Source organism: Gilliamella sp. Pas-s27 (genome assembly GCF_009795865.1).
GTDB lineage: Bacteria > Pseudomonadota > Gammaproteobacteria > Enterobacterales > Orbaceae > Gilliamella.
Window position 1 is genome coordinate 22,104 of record NZ_WTEW01000019.1, and the last position, 17,652, is coordinate 39,755.

Sequence of the window (17,652 nt, forward strand, 5' to 3'; positions counted from 1 at the left end):
ATAAAAAGGAGGGTGGGCGGTTTGGACGACCAAAAGTTGTAGAAATTTACCACCCCCCCTCTTATTTATGATTTTTATAACTTTTTGTAAAATAACGATTTATTTTTTACAGTCAACCCAATGCCCACCATAAGGCATACCGTTCACATCGCATCCTATCTCTACTCCTCTATTCTCAATACGTTGTTTAGTGCTTGAGTGGTGAGTGCTACATAATCCTTGATAGTTTGATGAATCCCAAAATAGCTTTTGGGCTTTCTTTATCTTTATTGGGTCTTTAGATATTAATGCTTGTTCTAACTTATGGGGGATAATGTGGTCTACCGCTGTAGCGAATTCATATCTACCTTGCTTCTTACACATTACACAAAACGGGTTACGTTGTAGATATGTTAATCGGGCTTTACGCCATCTGGCGTTGTTGTATACGTTTATCATGGTATTATCTTAATCACACATAAACTCTGTGCCGTTCTTAGGCGCAATCTCTTTACAATAGTATTTCTGCCACCCATCAATCATTACTTTGTTGTACTCGATTGCGTTGGTGAGATTGTAATAATCTTGTTGAGCAGACTTTGCAAGTCGTAAGGCTTTGTTAGCAATATTGCTGGAGGCGGTACTATCCCGTTCGACCGATTCGACTTTGACGCGCAACTCGACAAGACCATTATCGACATCATTACGCAAAGCATCTGTTTTAGCATACCCATTTTTAATAGCCTCAATAATGTTTGATTCAATTTTTTTAACTTCATTATTATCTTGTATGTATTTTTCGTACTTTGCTTCGGCTTTATTTGCTCTCATTACCGCAAGCCTTTCATCTTGCCAGCAGTTGTATGCAAAATAACTAACAAAAACCAATGCACTAATCAACGCTATATTTACTTTGGACAATTTGAACATGATGAATCACTCAGCAATAACGACACAAATAAAAACCAACCCCAACCATCAACACCATTAATTGCCATTATTGCAGCGATGACGAAGCATACGATAGACATAATGCTTTCTCCTTGTCTCGACGAATAACCAGCCCTTTTAACACTTTACCACCCGCTTTATTCCACCGCGGAAACTCATTGCAAGCCGCTTTATAATCACCATTATTCAGATATTTATACATTGTTGAAGTACGCACCTTTGTGCAACCAACATTGAACGTAATCGAAGTAACAGCATCAAAAACATGTTGAGGCAAATGAAAACCATTAGCATAGCGATTAACGCACATTTCTGCTGTTTTGATATCATCTACCCAACGTTTTGCTATTTCCTCGTCTGAATAGACTTTTTGTTGAATGTTACCCGTAGAGCCAATACCAACCGTTAATACATTAGCGGGACAATAATACGGCTCTCGTACGCATGATTCTGCATTACCGATTATTTCAAGCCCTGCTTTGCTCGTTCTGATTTCGTCTGAGTAATTAGCAATAACAATCCCGATGATTACTGAAACACTACAAATCGCACTCGTCGCTATTCTTGTTGTGTTTTTCATAGTATTGCTCTCTCAGGTTCTTTTTGTGATGGAAATCTCGGCGTTTATACAACCAGTTAATGATAAATGTCGCTATTGATAAAATAATACCGACAATAATGGCAATATCATTTAAGCTAAGCGCACCTAAAAGCGTGCATAAAACACCCCAGAAATAAGATATCGGTGATGAGTATCTTTCCATAATTAATTCTTCTTGTTAGTTAATGATGTGACAGCGTACTAGCTAAATGTTAGTTATGTGTGTGTCTAGCTTTGCTGTCGATTCGATGTTGAGTGAATACTCAAAATTTGGGTATAAAAAACCCGACTTATTAGGTCAGGGTTTAATTTAGATGTAAAAACGGCAATATAAGCATTTTATATGTTGCGACAATCAAGAATTGCTACACTGAACATCAAATATAAATTCATATAACAATTTTGTTTTATTATCCTCAGTAATAATTTTTATGTTTTTTTCTTTTAATGCTAAAGTTATCAATAAATCTTTGCTAGGATGATCATATTTGTTTTTTGAACCAAAACACATAACAGCATTTTTAAAATTCAATTCAAAAAAAGATTCATCAAAATATTTTCCCCCACTCCCATGATGAGGAATTTGCACAGTATCTATACTTACGTCTTTAGAAAATTTATTTCCACTTATAATCTTTTTAATTTTTGATATATGTTCTGACTCAAAAGGCATATCTCCAGTATATAAACAACTGAAAAAATATTGATAATGGTAGCAGCCATGGTGGCAGCAATGGTGGCGGTAATGGTGGCGGTAATGGTGGCAGTAATGGTAGTAGTCATGGTGGAGGCAAAGGAAATTATAGACAGATTTAGTAGGAAGAGATAAAACACCAATACAAAGTTTATTTAAATCAGAATATATATCTTTATAAATTGAAGTTAAATCTTCGAAGGAGATTCTTCCTATCTCGTTATTGCAAATATCTTTTACATATTCAATTGGCTCTTTTTCTGTTAAGCCAATTTTTTTAAAGTGATCTGAAAATTTTTTATATGCGTCATTATTACTATTTATAAAATTATAAGGAATATACTGCCATATTGGTTTACCATGATACGATAAAGAAAAACATTCTTTTTCATATGTCAACTTATAAGATTTGTTAGATGTCTTTAAAACATTTTCTGGAATGTCATCCTCATTACTTCCTATACGAATAATTTTGGCACGTTTAAAAAAATCACCTGGTTTCGTCACAAGTTGGATGTATGAATTATAATTGATATCACTCTTTTCAAGTTTAAAACCTAATAATAATAAAGATATTTCATGATCATTAATAGTAGGAATAACAACATTTTTGACTTTATAGTGTCCTTTGTATTTTACTAGATATCTAATATGATCTTTATGAAAATGAGATATAAATAATAAATCTATTTCACCTTTTAGCTCTTTTTTTACATAATCATCAACGGAAACTTTAATATAATTATCATTACCATTATCATTATGTTTTAAATCGTTACCACAATCAAAAACCATTCTAAAAGTTTCTTCTTTATCAGAAACATTCGTGAATGTTTCTGAATAAAAAGCACCTTGACCAACAGGATGAAATTCTCTTTTTACCTTAATAAACACATATTAACCTTAATTATTAATTTTTCTTTCAGTATAATACAAAAAAATATATTTATAAAACTATATTTGTGTTCTCATTAATCTTAGCCAACCCGTAGTATTCAGTTGCTTTAAAGGAAGAATTTTGACTTTATAAAAAAAACCGACTTTCGTCTGCTTATAAATTAAGAATAATGTTCCGTTGTCTCAAGTAAAAGATCAGCTTTATAATTAGATAGCAACTTTAATGCCAAAGCCGCTCCTTCAATGTTAGCCTCATCCGTTGCTGCAAATAATGTCAGTTTAACTAATTCATCAGATGGATTTAAATCATATCCGTTTAAAAGCAAAAAAATACTAGTAGCCTGAAAAGCTGTTCTCTTATTTGCATCCATGAAAGCATGAGCTTTTGCTATTGCAATTAAATACATTGCCGCAAATTTGAAAACATCTTGACAACCTTCATAGTCCTTTAAAGTTTGTATTCTAAATAATGCCCCTTCTAACCTACCAATATCTGGTGTTCCGCTATTTGGAAGTGTTGACTTTTGAATTGCAATCACCTGTTCAACCGTAAGAAACTTAATTTCTTTCATTACTTATCTTCCAATTTTTTGATAACTTCAGCATGTTTTTTTTGCGTCAAAATTAGTGCTTCTAAAAATTCTGGAGACAAACTAGATTTAGACTTTTGTATTTCCTTTATGGTTTTTGTAGCTTGTTTAAAACCTGGCAATTCAACTACATTTCTCAGTTGTTTAAAAGCATGTGATTGCATTAACTTTATGACCTCTGCATTCAACGGTAATGAGACAGCCAATGATTGAGCTGAAGAAGTAGCTGAAGTTTTCTCACACTCACATGTCTTGTGGAGATCTACAAATAAGTTCTTTTCTTTATGAATATTATCGTTAATTTGCGAAATGGAGGAACCTTGTAAAATAACATCAGGTTTACCCTTTTGAGTTATTATTACTGATTCTCCAGACCTTAGTTTATCAAGAATATCTGAAAGTTCAGATCTCATATTAGTGTAAGTATATTTATTCATACGCTCTCCTGCACATGTACAGGCTAGCACGATTTAATACTGAACACAATATAATAATACGGGTTGACTGTCACACTGCATTTTCTATCAGTTTGTTACGTCCGCATTCCCGCGTTGTAGCAGATAACAAAAAAGCCCTGTTATCTCTAACAAGGCTTACGTCCAACTATTCGCGTCGAATATAACACATTTATATCATGCGCCACATATAATTTCAAGCATTTTTTACGATTTTTCGCCCCAAAGTTGATAAGCTCGATAAAATCTCGTTTTAAGGTAATCTAAACACCAATTAACTCTATTTCTTGCTTGATAGTTAGTTAGTTTATAATCTGTTATTTTCTCGAGATAATTAGCTATATCTGACATAGCGTGACCATAAACATAATAGCTAACCGCAATTTTGATAATAGGGCTGTTTCTGCCGAATGTTTCAATTAAAAGCTTGTCCACCTTTAAAGCTTCATCATCAGCTAATTGTTCGGCGCAGCGGTGTCTTAATGAAGCAATAATATCACTAGCTTTTTCGAATAACTCTTTCCCCTGATATCCTTGGTTATATAAACTATCAATAATATCAACTAGCGCAGTATTACTAATATCGGAGGATGATAGCATCATTTTAGCAATCACATTCTCATTACTTTCTTTTATCTCTTGATATGCCCACGCTCCCCAACCTGTAAGAATATTTTCAATAAATAAGCGTTGGTAAGCTGTCAGTGACATACTGGTACCAAGTTGCTTTTTATTCTTCAATTGTGCCAATACATTGTATGCACTCTCGTTTTTTAACGCATCTTCATTCAGATTTTTGGTAAACCTTGCAACCGCTTTTATTGCCGCTTTTTCACTGGTATAACGTCCCAAATTGTAGTGTTGCCGATTACGATAAACAATAGCAACCCATTTATTATCTGATGCTGAATAATGCACGCCCTCTAATAAATTTACCTTAGGTATCTTTCTTTCAATTGCTCGAGCTTCTTCTAGATTATCAAAGCGATTATCTGCAATATTGCCATTTTTGTGCTGGATTTTACGTTTTGGCCATTCGCCAGTAACTAAAAACCACGCCAGTCGTTCTGCAGCGTATTTACGGCTATTTACAACAATAAATAACCGACCTTGCTTGTCATGCACACCTTTAACATGGATACCCTCTTTATAAGCAGACGTAAAAATACCTGTGTTCTGGTCATAATGCACAGCATCTTTTAAAAACTGATGACGCTTATTTTCTCCAATACGTCTAGCTGTTCGACCTAACCGACGAATTGAATGAGCTGATTGTGCTGATTTGCGAGTTAATCCTTGTAGGATTTTTTCAGCTGTCATTAAATTACCCCTCTGCGCAACTATCACAATATATAAAATGACCTAATAAAGTTAAGGTTAAATGCCTAACTGTCATCATCCCAAAGCAAGTTATTTCCTCTGATGTAACCTCTTGTAACATACCGTCCTCAATTAATTTTTTGGCTAGCTTTGATTGGCTTTGAAAATAGGTTCCTGTTAATCCTGCCATAAATGCTTTTTCTAATATTTTTAATTCTGCTTTAGTCACCACGTTTCACTACCTCGCACCCCAAAATAACGCAATCACAATGACAGCAACTAAAAACTTAGTGACTGAATAGAATTCTTCGATATATTTTTTATGCTTTGCATTTGTTATTTTATAAGTCACGCCTACTCCCCTTTTTTCTCTTTTAAGCTCACCCATTCATAAACTTTTAGCCCCTGGATCAAGACATCATTAAAATCACCTTTTTCTGGCCATCTAATCGTTACCTTTTCAACATCGTTATGTATTGATAAAAGGTTATTCTTAGCGCACTTAAATGCGGCTGATTGTCCTGTTAAATTCCAATCAGTATCAGCAAAAATCATCAGGTGCTTAACGCCAAGCGGTGCTATAAATTTTTCTAAAAATGCCGCATTGATAGTAGACCATGTATTACATTTATAAATTTGATAGCATGACAAAGCCGTTTCTACCCCCTCAGCAATGCCAAGCGTTGACGAAACGGGAAATAATCGAATCGCTACCGATTTGGCATAAGTCAAATAATTTTCATCCTGTAAGCTATTTAGCTTCTTAGGTGTAGTAATATTGGCTTTACTGTCTCCATTTAATAACGTGCGATGCAGATAACACAGGTTTCCGTTAAGATCCGTTGCTAATGCATAAATAGCACTTAATGCAGTATGTCCCTTTCCCTCGCTTGGTGAATACTTTATGTTGCATACATTAGCTGGTAGCGTAATATGACGATTATTGAGGTATTTTTCTGCCTGAGTTCCTTTTAGTGATTCAAGATTATTAAATTTTTTAATAACCTTGTTCCTAAGCTCATTTATATTGCTTCTTAGCGGTTTAGGCTGATTATTATTAGTGTATGAATTGCCGATCAGCAGATCGATTTCTTTCGCTAACGTTTTAAAATCTTTTTGCTGGGTTGTTTGCAATAGCTTCCAAATATCACCATTACCACAACTACAAATCCAAGTCCCTTTATTGTCTTTGTTATCCATGCGGTAATGATTTTTCTTACCGCACATAGGACATTCACCATGATAATGTTTACCTCCAGTGATTGGAGGCAAATTATAATGCGCTAAAACAGCAGGAATGTGATACTTGATTGCGTCCACGGTTCTCATGCTTGACCGCCCAATAATACTTCATCAGTTGCTAACGATAAGTCTTGCTGTATTTTTTGTGTTGATACCCCACGGCTTTTAGCGTATGCAATTTGTTTACTTAAAATAAAATTTCTCACCTCAGGACCAATTTCTTTTAAGCAATAATTCAACTTTCTTGGCCACACGCCAAACTTGCTTCGGTAAACATGAGCGCACCATCCATCGCTTAATGATTTATTTTTAGTTTGTGCTACTTGATGCTGATAAAACAAAATTTGAGACCACCAAGATTGCTTTTCTGATTGGCTATACTCAGTACGCTTACCTTTGTTGATTTTTTGAATGTTACGGGTTTCGTCTGTTTCGACATCTTCATTAGCTAATGGCTCATAACCGCATTTAGGGCATGTATAAACACCAATCGGCTTCATAAATTTACAAGACGGGCATTCCTTTGGCTTTTTCTCGGTAATTTGGCGTTCTTGGATTTTATTATCCTTCATACCATCATCCTTTGACGGTAATTTGTCATACTCAATATCATCGGGAAAACCTAAACGGTGAACCGTTCCACTATGGTCAAAAATAACGCACTTATCTTTTCCCTCAGCTGTCCTAAGTCCCCTACCAATACACTGAACCCATCTGATTTCTGACTTCGTTGGACGGGCATAAATAACACATCGAACATCACTATCAAAACCAGCAACAAGTACACCAACATTGACAAGGATTTTAGTAATGCCCAACTCAAACCGTTCAATAATTAATTTGCGCTCATCTTGTGGAGTGCTAGCCGTCATAACCTCAGCGTTAATCCCCGATTTTTTAAACTGGATAGTGACATAATTTGCGTGCTTAACATTGACGCAAAAGCAAACTGTCGGTAAGTCATTACCGTGTTCTAACCAGTTTTGTACTAAATCACCCACCAAATCAGCACCGCACATAATTTCGCCTAGCTCATCTTCGTTGTAATCGTTCCCCATCGCTGTGTTATGAGATTTAACACCTTTTAAATTGGGTTTAGTTGGTGCATAGAATTCATAAGGGCTTAACTCACCAAGTTGTATTAATTCTTTCATACTGGTTGGCTTTATAAGTTTTTCGTAATATTGCCCTAGGAATGTTGCAAAAGGTGTTCCTGATAACCCGATAACCTTTGCTGATGTTTCTTTGATGTATGCCAGTAATTTTTTGCGTTTTAAATGGGCTTCATCAATGATAATCAGATCGACATCAGCAGGAAGTTCACGGCGAATCAAAGTATCGGCACTGGCTATCTGAATCGGTTTTCTTGGGTCATATAATTCATGCTTTTGCCAAATCACAGAAATAAGATTTTCATCAATCCCGTATTGAACAAAACGAGCCATTGTTTGTTCAATCAAAACCGTGTACGGAGCAATAAATAACACGCGCATATTGTTATTAATAAAACCATCAGTAATGAATGCGGCAAGACCTGTTTTACCGCTCCCTGTTGGGCTACTAACCATGAATGTGCGGTGTTCCTTCCAGTTTTGACGAAGTTCAGCAAGTCCATTTTTTTGAGCGTGATTTGGAGTGATATTAAGCATGATTACCTTCTCGCTGAAACCACATCAATGCCTAACGTTTTGTGCTGAGATAAAAAACTATTCCGCAACAAAATAAAACCTTGCTCACCATGTTCACCTAGTGACTGAATACGCTCCAGTGAACGAATACGAGGGCTTTTGTTATCAAGCTCAATCCAGCAAGACTTACCGCTCTTACTTACCTTGAGGTTGATCTTTGCATTTTCCAAGAAAGGATGCTTCGCCTCCTTCTCAACCACATAACCATTTAGGTTCAACTTAGCAATCAATGCCGACATAAAAAACCGCTTATCCGATACCGTCGTCTTGTCAAACTGCTTGGATAGTATTGCTATAATCTCAGCTTTCATTCATGCCCCTATATATAATAATTAAGATCTATATAAATAATTCTTTCTTTGGAATAGTTATAAAATATATATACTCAGTAGTATTATTAAACTACCAAGCACCCCCGCCCTTACCCATCAAAAGCCGCTTCTCTCTCTTGATGAGTACCTCAAAAACACGTTGAGGATTTTTGTTACAGTGTAACTATTGGCGGCTCACAGACCTGACAACTCATTACACTTGAATAACGTTTTACATATTTACGAAGCCTTGTATTGGCTTCTCTACGAGCCTTATTCTCCTTTTTGTGTGCTATTGGCTCTTTTTTATATTCGGCTATAAATACATCTGTATATAACGCAGATACCCTTTTCCTAACTTGCTTAGGTAGCTTTGATAGCATTTCGATGATCCACTTTTCATCATCTTTGCAATAAGTTTCGGGTAAGCAATAATTAATATTTGTTTCATTATTCATTGCTTATTTTCATTTCCGTAATACAGCCATTCAACAGAACAACTCAGAGCCTTGGCTATTTCTACAATATTCCTTGGTTTTTTTATATTTCCTGATTCCAAATCACTAATTGACTGTTGTTTCATACCAACTAAATTAGCTAAAAAAGATTGACTTAGATTTAGTTCAATTCTCTTTTGTTTAATTCGTTCTCCAATACTCATATATAACCCTGCTTATTTAACAGTTGTTACTGTATTAGATAACAGTTTATACTGTTTGTCAATTACAGATTTATCTGTATTATTTTTTCCATAACAATGAGGACTTTAAAAAATGAATAATCTTGGTCAACGAATTAGAGCTAGACGAGAAGAATTGAACTTAACGCAGGAACAAGTAGCTTCACAAGTTGGAATAAAACAACAATCTTATCAAGCAATTGAAAGTGGGGAAGTAAAAAAACCTCGCTATTTATATGAAATATCTGTTGCTCTTAAATGTGATATGGCATGGTTATTAAGCGGAAAAGAGAAAGAAGTAAAAAATGTAGAGCCTATAGCGCTAAAGGCTAGCCAAGTACCTTTAATTAGTTATGTTCAAGCAGGAGTTTGGACTGAATCATGCGAATTAAGAGATTCAACAGGATTTGAATACATTATGACTTCATTGGAATTATCAGATAAAGCATTTGCATTACAAATAAAAGGCGACTCAATGGAGCCAGAATTTAAAGAAGGTGATGTTGTTATCATAGATCCAGCTATTAGACCCATTCCTGGTGAATTTGTTGTTGCAATGAACGGCGAATCAGAAGCTACGTTCAAAAAATATAGAGAGTTAGGACATGATGAGCATGAAAGGATGCAATTTGAACTAATTCCGTTAAACCCTGACTATACAACAATGAGTACACTAACCCAGCAAATAAGAATAGTTGGCACAATGGTTGAGCACAGAATATTTAGACGTAAAAGATAATAGTTCAAAATAAAACACGGCTAACCGCTTCGGCGGTTTTTGAATAAATAAGTTGTTAAATCAATAATGTAAGGAATAATACTTGATGACAGACAATATGGTAAAAGTAGGAAGAATTATTAGTGATTCGGAACCTATCGAAGATGGCATAAATAATTCTTTCAGATGTATCGCTTGTTGTGATAATGAAGAATATCCTGTTGTAGCGAAGTATATAAAAGGAATTGAGATATTAAAAGAATTAATTTGTGCTATATTAGGTAGACTAATAAATTTACCAATTCCTGAACCTATATTACTATTAGACCAAAATGATGTTTTCTGTTTCGGTTCTCTTGATGTTGGGTATCCAAATCTCTATCATAGATTAAATATTCAAGACCCATATTATATTGAATTTCATTCAATAATTAAAAACTGGAGCGCCCTTGAAAGCGCATCTTTTTTTGATGAATTTATTATCAATCCAGACCGACATTCTGGTAATTTATTATACAATGGAAAAGATATAGCTATGATTGATCATGGTTTATCAATGCAATTAGATAAATTTACACCAGACTATGATGAAGATTGGAATAATATATTATTTAATCATTTGCTATGTAAATTTACCGAGTTATCTTGTGAACATAAATTAGATAAAATTGCGCTATGCAACAGATTAACTATTTGGTGCGAAGAAATAGAAGAAATAAATAATAATAATCTAATAGCTAAAGCTATTAATAAAATACCTATTGCTCATAAATCGAAAAATGAGTTACTATATTTTCTAACTAGTCGTAGTGAATTCATTCAAAAAATCATAAACAATAGAATTAACCCAAACCAGATGGATTTTGTAAATGTTTGATAGTAATAAATTATTATCCACAATACCACAAGCGCCAACTTATAAAGCCATTTGGGCTCCAATTTACTTTGAGCCAATCATGGGCTCTGGAGAAAAACTAACTATCGCTGTGGTAGCTGTTAGCGAAGGTGGTGAATTTAAAATTAGACAATCTATTAGACAGTGCGTGGTTAAAGCTATGTATGGTAACAAATCAGATCAGTTTAACTCTCTGATTGAATTAATTATTTCTAGTCTTACTTCACATCTAAGCAAAACAGAAATTCTAGAAAACTGGAATGTTCCTATGCAAGGTGTTGTTTTGGGTAAAATAAAAAGCACCTCATCCAGTGATATTATCGGGGTTCTTAGGCAAGCTGTGATGCTAACATCAAGCCTGTCATCCCTTGACTTTTATTCTAACGATGAAGATAATGATCAATATTCATCAGATAACACTTGGTCAAAATTATTAAAAGATATAACTATAAATAATCATCCAAGCTTCGATCGTTATTTTGATAGAGAATTTAAGGTTGTATCAGAAGCTAGAGCTGCTAAGATATTTTTCCTAAGTGATCGCTCTGCAATTAATACCGAAAGATTAAGACCAAATAACATAGGGACAGATTTAGATAAAAACAAAGCAAGATTATTAGATTTATTTGCTATCAAGGATCACGATAATTTCTTTACACGAAGTACACATGAGCTTATTGTCTATAGACCGACTGAAGATGATATCACATTTAGCAAGCGACAGATGAAGCGATTAAATGATGCTTTATTAACGCTAGAAGAAGTTGGAGATAAGCACTCAATCATAGTTACCCCTGTGAACACTCCGCAGCAAGCATTAAAAAGGATTGAGAGAGCTGAATTCAATTTTGTAGCTTAAACAGACCCGCCCAGTGCGGGTTTTTTCACGCCTAAAATCCCCCCACCACAACTTTAAAGCACCTTTCTGATTAAAAAATAATCAGTTAGATTAATTACAGCTAGAAATACAGTTTTATCTGTTTACTTAATACAGTTTTGACTGTAACATTACTTTTATCAACTTTATTTTAGTTTAATAACCATCATATCTGAATTAATTCAAATGGTTAATAAAAAATCAACCTCAATAAGGAGCTACTATGAAGACTGCCTATTTATTAAACCACGAATCACGAGAAAGAATCCAAGAAACACTAATTCAAATGAAAGCGGTGGCCATGTTAATCAATGAAACAACATCCCCAGATTCCGATAATAGAAACGACCACGTTAACACTTGCGCTTGGATGATAGCAGATCGGTTAGAAGAGACATTAGAAGCTTTAGATAACTTACCAAGACAAAAATGAGGTAAAAAATGAACGACAAGAATGTATGTACTCAATTAACCGCTGATGAGCATGAAGAAATTGATTGCCAATTATTGCAGTTAAAAGGCGTTGTCGGGTTAATTCTAACAGTAACAAAACCAGACGGAGATTATGCCAATAATCAAATTAATAGCTCGGCGTGGTTGGTTGCTGATGTTATTGAAAACATAAGAAGTAAATTAGAAAAATTATCAAAACCTGTTGGGTGGGAGTAAAAATGAGTAATTTCAGCTTAGGATGTTTTTTAGATGAGCCATTTATATCTCTTTTGGTTAGTGAAGGGAAAAAGCCATTATTTAGTGCTCTTTTCTCAGCAAAAGAAATCCCTAATGTGATAAGGCAGTTAAATAATCGATGCATAAATGCTATCGAACCTTTAACCAAGATTCATAATCGATTTTTAGAAACGGGTGATCTCAATTGCATATATGAAGTATTTCCACAAATACTTATGGAAATCAGGGAAAAGGCAAACAGCGGATCCCCTAAGACCGCCATCAAAGGGGAAAATCAAACCAACAACTTGGGAATGAAACCATGAAAAATAGTATCAAAAACAATTTATCTTGTCCAGTAATAGCTGGAATCTCTATCACAACTGATAACGAAGGTCGATATAATCTTAATGCGCTACATAAAGCTAGTGGGGGCAAAGATGCTAAAAGACCTAAAGCGTGGTTAGCCACAAAGTCTACTCAAGAACTTATTGAAGAGCTAAGGCAGAATTCTGCCTTCGGTCAAGAAATAATCACTGTCACAAAAGGCGGTATTAATCAAGGTACTTTCGCCCACGAACTTTTGGCCATTTCTTATGCCGGTTGGATCAGTCCAAAATTTCAGTTGACGGTTAACCAAGTATTTTTGGATTACAAAAAAGGCGAGCTTACACCTACACCAAAAATCGACAACTCAGGATTACCAGAATTAAGAAAAGCGAGAGCGATAAAAGAAGTTTATAACGTTGCTGAAAAATTATGTGGCAACTTATCTAATTTGAGCTCGCCATCAAAACAAGCTATCTATGCTAACTTAATTAATCCAATCGCAGGTTCTGTTGTCCCCTATCCTATTCTAGATGGACAAACTTATTCAGCAAAAGAAGTCGGTGCACAACTGGGAATATCGTGTCATAAAGTAGGACTAATTGCTAATAAGTACAATTTGAAGACGGCTGAAAACGGCATCTTTGTGCTAGATAAAGCCGAACATTCAGATAAACAAGTCACCAACTTTCGTTACAACGAAAATGGAATAAAAGCCATTAAATCACATATGGAGGTATAACCCATGTATAACCCAGTTAATTATTTATCATTAAAATCCGCCTCTAAAGAAGAATTAAGAGAAGTGCTTAGTATCGCAAATGACGGTATCGGTGCTATTGCTGACACGCTTCGTTGTGCCGATTTAACTACTGTGGATGATGAAACCATGAATCAATTCGGTTCTGCGTTACTGATATTAAAAGGTGTTATAGAAAATGCTTTTATAAAAATGGAGGAATCATCCAATGAATAATCTTATGTTTACTGTTCACACTTGTTTTGAAAAATTTGTTGTTAAAAATAAGCTAGATTTTTCATTGGTTCGAGACCCAAGCATCAAAGCATTAAACAACTATGTTGAAAACGATACAGCACAAATCTTTGATGTGTTTGCGCAAGGGTTCCGTTCTGCTATTGAGTATCAATTAACACAAGGTAAAAGCGACTAATGGAAAAATACAAAATAACAAACTTGATGCGTACATGTTAAATAGGAGACATAAAGATGAACTTAACTAAAATGATTATTAACAGCGAATTAAATGAAGTTGCGGCAAATACGGTAAGACAGCAATTTATAGGATTAGCAAAAAAGCATAACCCAAGTGCTGATTTTTCAGTTACAAATGATTCTAATTTACTTAATAACTTTTCTAATGAAGATATACGCAATCAATTCAGCTCATTTATAGCTGGTGCGCTTTTAAATCAGTCAGCTTTAGCCGCTAACGCATTCGGCATTATTGCAGACGAGGTGCATACTGCACTTGATAGCTGGGATGAGGAAAGACTTGGTATGGCTAACGAAATGCTATTTTTTATTAATGATCTTTATATTAAGTATTTCGGTGTTGGATTTATGAAGATTGTTGAGAAGAAACCATCAGAGCTAAACAAATAATAAACAATCCCCCCCAATGGGGGAATACCCCTCCCTAATGAATTAACGCCAAATTTGGCGAAAATACAGTACAAGTAAAAGTCTGGAGAAAAATAAAATGTATGACTTAATCGAAGAAAAGGAAATCATGCAAAAGTTTGGCATCAAAAGCAGGACAACAATTTATAATTTGACAAAAAATAAAGGTTTTCCTGCTGCTGTATTGAATTATCCAAAGCGATACAATAAAAAAGCGGTAATTGACTGGTTTAATAATGGCGGAATTAATCAACGTGCTTGATGTGCCAAAGGATCTTATCAGCATATAATTCATATGCCTTTCTTTGATCTTCTAACCAATCATGTTTATTGTAAACAGCCATAACACCACCAAGTTCATGCCCTAACATCCTTTCTGTGATATGGGGCATAACTCCCTCCTCTGATAATCTAGTTGATAAAGTACGTCTAAAATCATGAGAGCTCCATTCTGGCATATCTAATTTTTCACGTAATCGTCTTACATACCTATTAGCTGCTGAAATTGTAATAGGAGTATTTAACGATGTCCCGGGAAACATTTTATCATTAAACATATTTTGTAATTTTTCCACCATTGGTCTAATCTGTTCAAAAATAGGTCTTCTTATTACGTTACCCATTTTGCTATGTTCCTTTGGAACTGTCCAAATCAATTCACCCATATCAAATTCATCAACAGAAGCAAGTCGTAATTCTGAATTTCTAGCCCCCCATAACATTAGCATTTGATGTAGAAGCTTATTTATTGTTGATGCCCTGCTATTTTCAATTGCTAGCCATATTTTTGCCAACTCTTTATACGTTAATACCCTATCACCAATCTCAGTTTTAACGCCTATATTTTTAGGGCTTAATTTCATTAACTCACATGAGTCTATAACTTGACGACTAATACACCAATTTATTGCAGATTTAGCCTGTACTAGTATTGTTCTGGCTCTTTTAAGATTAATTTGTTCTTGCTTTTCAAAAAAAGTGACCCAGTCACGCACAGGTATCTCATTAACTGGTATATCAGGAAATTGATTATAAAGATTTTTGCATACAACGGCTTGATATAGTGTGGCAGTTTTATCTCTAAGCGTTGATACATATTTTTCCATCCAATAATCAAGGCAAGCATTCAAAGTCATACCTGTATTGTTTGCTTGATTGTGCTTTTTTGGGTCGATTCCTTTATTATATAAGTCTCTCAGCTCACCGACCAAAATCCTAGCATCTTTAAGCGATAATGATGGGTAACGTCCTATTGTCATTCTTTGAGCTTTTCCGTTCCATCTATAACGAAATTGAAACGCAATTGTTCCTTTTTGTGATATTCTTACTCCCAAACCATCACCATCGGTTAACTCAGGCAACCCTGTGTAAGGTTTATTTAATATTGATTTTAATTTTGTATCACTTAATGCCATTTTATTTTCTACATTCTGTACACATATGAAAATATAATTATGTACTCAATCTGTACACATTTGCAAGTGAACAACTAAAAAAATGCTTAAATAGCTAAAAACAAAAATGAACAAAAATTTATTATATACCATTGAATTTAAATAAATAAAAGAACAATCACGGACAAAGAAGCACAATGAAAAATACCCAAGAACAGCCAAGTTTTTACTTTCATGATTATGAAACCTTTGGTGTCAACCCAGCTCTAGACAGACCTGTTCAATTTGCCGGAGTTCGAACTGATGAAGATTTTAATATTATTGAAGAACCATTGGTTATATATTGTTCACAATCTCAAGATTACTTGCCAAATCCTGAAGCAGCATTAATTACAGGAATTACCCCCCAAGAAGCAAACCAAAAAGGTTTTTGTGAAGCGGAATTTACTCGTTTAATCCATCAAGCATTTAGTGTGCCCAATACATGTATTTTAGGTTACAACAATATTCGCTTTGATGATGAAGTAACGCGAAATATTTTGTATCGTAATTTTTATGATCCTTATGCCTATAGTTGGAAAAACGGAAATTCCAGATGGGACCTTCTTGATGTCGTTCGTGCTTGTTATGCACTTAGGCCAGAAGGTATTAATTGGCCAATAAATAATGAAGACCAGCCAAGCTTTCGCTTAGAACATTTATCAAAGGCGAACAACATTGAACATGAACATGCGCATGATGCTATGTCTGATGTTTATGCAACTATAGCAATAGCCAAATTAATAAAAGAAAAACAACCTAAGCTTTTCAATTATTTTTTTACATTACGCAATAAAAATAGAGTTGCAGAACTTATTAATACCGTCAACATGACACCTATTGTTCACGTATCAGGCATGCTTGGTAATTATCGTGGCAATATGTCATTAGTTTGCCCAATTGCTTGGCATCCATTACAAAATAACGCAGTGATTGTTTGTGACTTAATGGGTGATATTGATTCAATTATTGATTTACCTGTAGAAAAGATTAAAGAAAAGCTCTATACCAAAACAGAAAATCTTGAGTTTAATGAATCACGAATTCCTTTAAAGTTAATTCATATTAATAAATGTCCTATTGTTGCTCCAATAAAAACATTATTATCACAAAATAGCAAAAGGTTTAATATTGATGTAGATCTTTGTTTAATCAAGCAACAAAAATTATTCCAGCATCAAGAAACACTACAAAATAAAATGGCAGAATTATTTGCAATAAATGAAAATTATTCTACTCATCCTGATGTTGATGCCCAAATATATAATGGATTTTTAAATAAACAAGATAGTTTACGTTGCGAAACAATTCGAACAACACCTGCTAATTTATTAGATACTTTATCATTAACATTTGATGATTCTCGCTTAGCCCCTCTATTTTTCAGATACAAAGCACGAAATTATCCACAAACATTAACTGAACAAGAACAACTAATATGGCTAGATCACTGCCGTGACAAACTTAATACATTAAAAGTACAAGATTATTTATTAACATTAGAACAACTTACTGAAAAGTATATTCAGCACCCCAAAAAACTAGCAATAATTAAACAGCTTTATAACTATTGTCATTATTTAGTTGGATAATTAATTTTAGCGAGCGTATGATATAAACAAATATATTTCATCCTAACCATAGGGATAATCATCATAATTAAAGATTAAGATAATTAGCATTT

Annotated in this window: 28 protein-coding genes; 12 read left to right on the plus strand and 16 right to left on the minus strand. The window is 34.3% G+C overall.

Annotated features, from left to right (window positions below; all coding sequences use genetic code 11):
* Positions 1 to 99: 99 nt before the first annotated feature.
* From GQ589_RS08390 to GQ589_RS08455, 15 genes are all read right to left on the minus strand, one after another.
* Complete coding sequence (locus GQ589_RS08390) at positions 100 to 438, minus strand: HNH endonuclease signature motif containing protein (protein ID WP_160425554.1); 339 nt, start codon at positions 436 to 438, stop codon at positions 100 to 102.
* A gap of 9 nt (positions 439 to 447) precedes the next feature.
* Positions 448 to 909: a lysis system i-spanin subunit Rz gene (locus GQ589_RS08395; RefSeq protein WP_160425556.1), complete on the minus strand. Its 462-nt coding sequence runs from the start codon at positions 907 to 909 to the stop codon at positions 448 to 450.
* On the minus strand, positions 888 to 1,010 hold the full coding sequence (locus GQ589_RS12430) for a hypothetical protein (RefSeq protein ID WP_255471164.1): 123 nt from the start codon (positions 1,008 to 1,010) through the stop codon (positions 888 to 890). Before GQ589_RS12430 ends, GQ589_RS08395 begins: the two co-directional genes overlap by 22 nt.
* Positions 977 to 1,510 (minus strand): lysozyme, encoded by a 534-nt coding sequence (locus GQ589_RS08400; protein ID WP_160425558.1) that lies wholly within the window; start codon positions 1,508 to 1,510, stop codon positions 977 to 979. Before GQ589_RS08400 ends, GQ589_RS12430 begins: the two co-directional genes overlap by 34 nt.
* Entirely contained in the window at positions 1,470 to 1,694 is a 225-nt protein-coding gene (locus GQ589_RS08405; RefSeq protein ID WP_160400886.1) for a phage holin family protein, read from the minus strand. The genes GQ589_RS08400 and GQ589_RS08405 overlap by 41 nt, the downstream gene beginning before the upstream one ends.
* A 192-nt stretch (positions 1,695 to 1,886) precedes the next feature.
* The gene (locus GQ589_RS08410) at positions 1,887 to 3,119 is read right to left on the minus strand and encodes a hypothetical protein (RefSeq protein ID WP_160425561.1); all 1,233 of its coding nucleotides are present in this window, start codon (positions 3,117 to 3,119) and stop codon (positions 1,887 to 1,889) included.
* A 164-nt stretch (positions 3,120 to 3,283) separates the two neighbouring features.
* The gene (locus GQ589_RS08415; protein ID WP_160425563.1) at positions 3,284 to 3,694 is read right to left on the minus strand and encodes a type II toxin-antitoxin system death-on-curing family toxin; all 411 of its coding nucleotides are present in this window, start codon (positions 3,692 to 3,694) and stop codon (positions 3,284 to 3,286) included.
* On the minus strand, positions 3,694 to 4,149 hold the full coding sequence (locus GQ589_RS08420; RefSeq protein ID WP_160425565.1) for a type II toxin-antitoxin system Phd/YefM family antitoxin: 456 nt from the start codon (positions 4,147 to 4,149) through the stop codon (positions 3,694 to 3,696). The genes GQ589_RS08415 and GQ589_RS08420 overlap by 1 nt, the downstream gene beginning before the upstream one ends.
* Positions 4,150 to 4,374: 225 nt before the next feature.
* Complete coding sequence (locus GQ589_RS08425; RefSeq protein ID WP_160425567.1) at positions 4,375 to 5,487, minus strand: DUF1133 family protein; 1,113 nt, start codon at positions 5,485 to 5,487, stop codon at positions 4,375 to 4,377.
* 4 nt (positions 5,488 to 5,491) lie between these two features.
* On the minus strand, positions 5,492 to 5,719 hold the full coding sequence (locus GQ589_RS08430) for a hypothetical protein (RefSeq protein WP_160425569.1): 228 nt from the start codon (positions 5,717 to 5,719) through the stop codon (positions 5,492 to 5,494).
* Positions 5,720 to 5,841: 122 nt separating this feature from the next.
* The gene (locus tag GQ589_RS08435; RefSeq protein WP_160425571.1) at positions 5,842 to 6,816 is read right to left on the minus strand and encodes a primase-helicase zinc-binding domain-containing protein; all 975 of its coding nucleotides are present in this window, start codon (positions 6,814 to 6,816) and stop codon (positions 5,842 to 5,844) included.
* Positions 6,813 to 8,378 (minus strand): DEAD/DEAH box helicase, encoded by a 1,566-nt coding sequence (locus tag GQ589_RS08440; RefSeq protein WP_160425573.1) that lies wholly within the window; start codon positions 8,376 to 8,378, stop codon positions 6,813 to 6,815. The genes GQ589_RS08435 and GQ589_RS08440 overlap by 4 nt, the downstream gene beginning before the upstream one ends.
* A 2-nt stretch (positions 8,379 to 8,380) precedes the next feature.
* Positions 8,381 to 8,728, minus strand: coding sequence for a hypothetical protein (locus GQ589_RS08445; protein WP_160425574.1), 348 nt, complete (start codon positions 8,726 to 8,728; stop codon positions 8,381 to 8,383).
* A gap of 173 nt (positions 8,729 to 8,901) precedes the next feature.
* Positions 8,902 to 9,186, minus strand: a complete 285-nt coding sequence (locus GQ589_RS08450) for a hypothetical protein (protein ID WP_160425576.1) — start codon at positions 9,184 to 9,186, stop codon at positions 8,902 to 8,904.
* Complete coding sequence (locus GQ589_RS08455) at positions 9,183 to 9,389, minus strand: helix-turn-helix domain-containing protein (RefSeq protein WP_065590912.1); 207 nt, start codon at positions 9,387 to 9,389, stop codon at positions 9,183 to 9,185. Before GQ589_RS08455 ends, GQ589_RS08450 begins: the two co-directional genes overlap by 4 nt.
* 112 nt (positions 9,390 to 9,501) lie before the next feature.
* Here GQ589_RS08455 and GQ589_RS08460 point away from each other — a divergent pair, with 112 nt between their 5' ends.
* The 11 genes from GQ589_RS08460 to GQ589_RS08510 all read left to right on the plus strand — a co-directional run bounded on the left by GQ589_RS08460 (position 9,502) and on the right by GQ589_RS08510 (position 14,797).
* Complete coding sequence (locus tag GQ589_RS08460; protein WP_160425578.1) at positions 9,502 to 10,146, plus strand: LexA family transcriptional regulator; 645 nt, start codon at positions 9,502 to 9,504, stop codon at positions 10,144 to 10,146.
* An 85-nt stretch (positions 10,147 to 10,231) separates the two neighbouring features.
* Positions 10,232 to 11,002 carry a HipA family kinase gene (locus tag GQ589_RS08465; RefSeq protein ID WP_160425580.1) on the plus strand — a complete coding sequence of 257 codons (771 nt, stop codon included), beginning with the start codon at positions 10,232 to 10,234 and terminating at the stop codon, positions 11,000 to 11,002.
* Entirely contained in the window at positions 10,995 to 11,879 is an 885-nt protein-coding gene (locus GQ589_RS08470; RefSeq protein WP_160425582.1) for a hypothetical protein, read from the plus strand. Before GQ589_RS08465 ends, GQ589_RS08470 begins: the two co-directional genes overlap by 8 nt.
* 241 nt (positions 11,880 to 12,120) lie before the next feature.
* Positions 12,121 to 12,330: a hypothetical protein gene (locus GQ589_RS08475; protein WP_065590908.1), complete on the plus strand. Its 210-nt coding sequence runs from the start codon at positions 12,121 to 12,123 to the stop codon at positions 12,328 to 12,330.
* An 8-nt stretch (positions 12,331 to 12,338) separates the two neighbouring features.
* Positions 12,339 to 12,566, plus strand: a complete 228-nt coding sequence (locus GQ589_RS08480; RefSeq protein WP_160425585.1) for a hypothetical protein — start codon at positions 12,339 to 12,341, stop codon at positions 12,564 to 12,566.
* Positions 12,567 to 12,568: 2 nt separating this feature from the next.
* Positions 12,569 to 12,892, plus strand: a complete 324-nt coding sequence (locus tag GQ589_RS08485; RefSeq protein ID WP_160425587.1) for a hypothetical protein — start codon at positions 12,569 to 12,571, stop codon at positions 12,890 to 12,892.
* On the plus strand, positions 12,889 to 13,635 hold the full coding sequence (locus GQ589_RS08490; RefSeq protein WP_160425589.1) for a KilA-N domain-containing protein: 747 nt from the start codon (positions 12,889 to 12,891) through the stop codon (positions 13,633 to 13,635). Before GQ589_RS08485 ends, GQ589_RS08490 begins: the two co-directional genes overlap by 4 nt.
* 3 nt (positions 13,636 to 13,638) lie before the next feature.
* Positions 13,639 to 13,869, plus strand: a complete 231-nt coding sequence (locus GQ589_RS08495) for a hypothetical protein (protein ID WP_160425591.1) — start codon at positions 13,639 to 13,641, stop codon at positions 13,867 to 13,869.
* Positions 13,862 to 14,065 carry a hypothetical protein gene (locus GQ589_RS08500; RefSeq protein ID WP_091123797.1) on the plus strand — a complete coding sequence of 68 codons (204 nt, stop codon included), beginning with the start codon at positions 13,862 to 13,864 and terminating at the stop codon, positions 14,063 to 14,065. Before GQ589_RS08495 ends, GQ589_RS08500 begins: the two co-directional genes overlap by 8 nt.
* 56 nt (positions 14,066 to 14,121) lie before the next feature.
* Positions 14,122 to 14,517: a hypothetical protein gene (locus GQ589_RS08505; protein WP_160425594.1), complete on the plus strand. Its 396-nt coding sequence runs from the start codon at positions 14,122 to 14,124 to the stop codon at positions 14,515 to 14,517.
* A gap of 97 nt (positions 14,518 to 14,614) precedes the next feature.
* Positions 14,615 to 14,797 (plus strand): AlpA family transcriptional regulator, encoded by a 183-nt coding sequence (locus tag GQ589_RS08510; protein WP_160425596.1) that lies wholly within the window; start codon positions 14,615 to 14,617, stop codon positions 14,795 to 14,797.
* Here GQ589_RS08510 and GQ589_RS08515 read toward each other — a convergent pair.
* The gene (locus GQ589_RS08515; RefSeq protein WP_160425598.1) at positions 14,781 to 15,950 is read right to left on the minus strand and encodes a site-specific integrase; all 1,170 of its coding nucleotides are present in this window, start codon (positions 15,948 to 15,950) and stop codon (positions 14,781 to 14,783) included. The two genes, GQ589_RS08510 and GQ589_RS08515, sit on opposite strands and share 17 nt — an antisense overlap.
* Before the next feature lie 176 nt (positions 15,951 to 16,126).
* Between GQ589_RS08515 and sbcB the strand changes: the two genes are divergently transcribed.
* Positions 16,127 to 17,560, plus strand: coding sequence for an exodeoxyribonuclease I (gene sbcB / locus GQ589_RS08520; RefSeq protein WP_160425609.1), 1,434 nt, complete (start codon positions 16,127 to 16,129; stop codon positions 17,558 to 17,560).
* The last annotated feature ends 92 nt before the right edge of the window (positions 17,561 to 17,652 follow it).

Bases quoted from the DNA above. Each gene is read 5' to 3' on its own strand.
- GQ589_RS08455 (WP_065590912.1), bottom strand. From the start codon at position 9,389: ATGAGTATTGGAGAACGAATTAAACAAAAGAGAATTGAACTAAATCTA.
- GQ589_RS08425 (WP_160425567.1), bottom strand. From the start codon at position 5,487: ATGACAGCTGAAAAAATCCTACAAGGATTAACTCGCAAATCAGCACAA.
- GQ589_RS08395 (WP_160425556.1), bottom strand. From the start codon at position 909: ATGTTCAAATTGTCCAAAGTAAATATAGCGTTGATTAGTGCATTGGTT.
- GQ589_RS08505 (WP_160425594.1), top strand. From the start codon at position 14,122: ATGAACTTAACTAAAATGATTATTAACAGCGAATTAAATGAAGTTGCG.
- sbcB (WP_160425609.1), top strand. From the start codon at position 16,127: ATGAAAAATACCCAAGAACAGCCAAGTTTTTACTTTCATGATTATGAA.
- GQ589_RS08495 (WP_160425591.1), top strand. From the start codon at position 13,639: ATGTATAACCCAGTTAATTATTTATCATTAAAATCCGCCTCTAAAGAA.
- GQ589_RS08435 (WP_160425571.1), bottom strand. From the start codon at position 6,816: ATGAGAACCGTGGACGCAATCAAGTATCACATTCCTGCTGTTTTAGCG.
- GQ589_RS08450 (WP_160425576.1), bottom strand. From the start codon at position 9,186: ATGAATAATGAAACAAATATTAATTATTGCTTACCCGAAACTTATTGC.
- GQ589_RS08460 (WP_160425578.1), top strand. From the start codon at position 9,502: ATGAATAATCTTGGTCAACGAATTAGAGCTAGACGAGAAGAATTGAAC.
- GQ589_RS08470 (WP_160425582.1), top strand. From the start codon at position 10,995: ATGTTTGATAGTAATAAATTATTATCCACAATACCACAAGCGCCAACT.
- GQ589_RS08415 (WP_160425563.1), bottom strand. From the start codon at position 3,694: ATGAAAGAAATTAAGTTTCTTACGGTTGAACAGGTGATTGCAATTCAA.
- GQ589_RS08515 (WP_160425598.1), bottom strand. From the start codon at position 15,950: ATGGCATTAAGTGATACAAAATTAAAATCAATATTAAATAAACCTTAC.
- GQ589_RS12430 (WP_255471164.1), bottom strand. From the start codon at position 1,010: ATGTCTATCGTATGCTTCGTCATCGCTGCAATAATGGCAATTAATGGT.
- GQ589_RS08475 (WP_065590908.1), top strand. From the start codon at position 12,121: ATGAAGACTGCCTATTTATTAAACCACGAATCACGAGAAAGAATCCAA.
- GQ589_RS08405 (WP_160400886.1), bottom strand. From the start codon at position 1,694: ATGGAAAGATACTCATCACCGATATCTTATTTCTGGGGTGTTTTATGC.
- GQ589_RS08400 (WP_160425558.1), bottom strand. From the start codon at position 1,510: ATGAAAAACACAACAAGAATAGCGACGAGTGCGATTTGTAGTGTTTCA.
- GQ589_RS08465 (WP_160425580.1), top strand. From the start codon at position 10,232: ATGACAGACAATATGGTAAAAGTAGGAAGAATTATTAGTGATTCGGAA.
- GQ589_RS08420 (WP_160425565.1), bottom strand. From the start codon at position 4,149: ATGAATAAATATACTTACACTAATATGAGATCTGAACTTTCAGATATT.
- GQ589_RS08440 (WP_160425573.1), bottom strand. From the start codon at position 8,378: ATGCTTAATATCACTCCAAATCACGCTCAAAAAAATGGACTTGCTGAA.
- GQ589_RS08485 (WP_160425587.1), top strand. From the start codon at position 12,569: ATGAGTAATTTCAGCTTAGGATGTTTTTTAGATGAGCCATTTATATCT.
- GQ589_RS08510 (WP_160425596.1), top strand. From the start codon at position 14,615: ATGTATGACTTAATCGAAGAAAAGGAAATCATGCAAAAGTTTGGCATC.
- GQ589_RS08445 (WP_160425574.1), bottom strand. From the start codon at position 8,728: ATGAAAGCTGAGATTATAGCAATACTATCCAAGCAGTTTGACAAGACG.
- GQ589_RS08490 (WP_160425589.1), top strand. From the start codon at position 12,889: ATGAAAAATAGTATCAAAAACAATTTATCTTGTCCAGTAATAGCTGGA.
- GQ589_RS08500 (WP_091123797.1), top strand. From the start codon at position 13,862: ATGAATAATCTTATGTTTACTGTTCACACTTGTTTTGAAAAATTTGTT.
- GQ589_RS08390 (WP_160425554.1), bottom strand. From the start codon at position 438: ATGATAAACGTATACAACAACGCCAGATGGCGTAAAGCCCGATTAACA.
- GQ589_RS08480 (WP_160425585.1), top strand. From the start codon at position 12,339: ATGAACGACAAGAATGTATGTACTCAATTAACCGCTGATGAGCATGAA.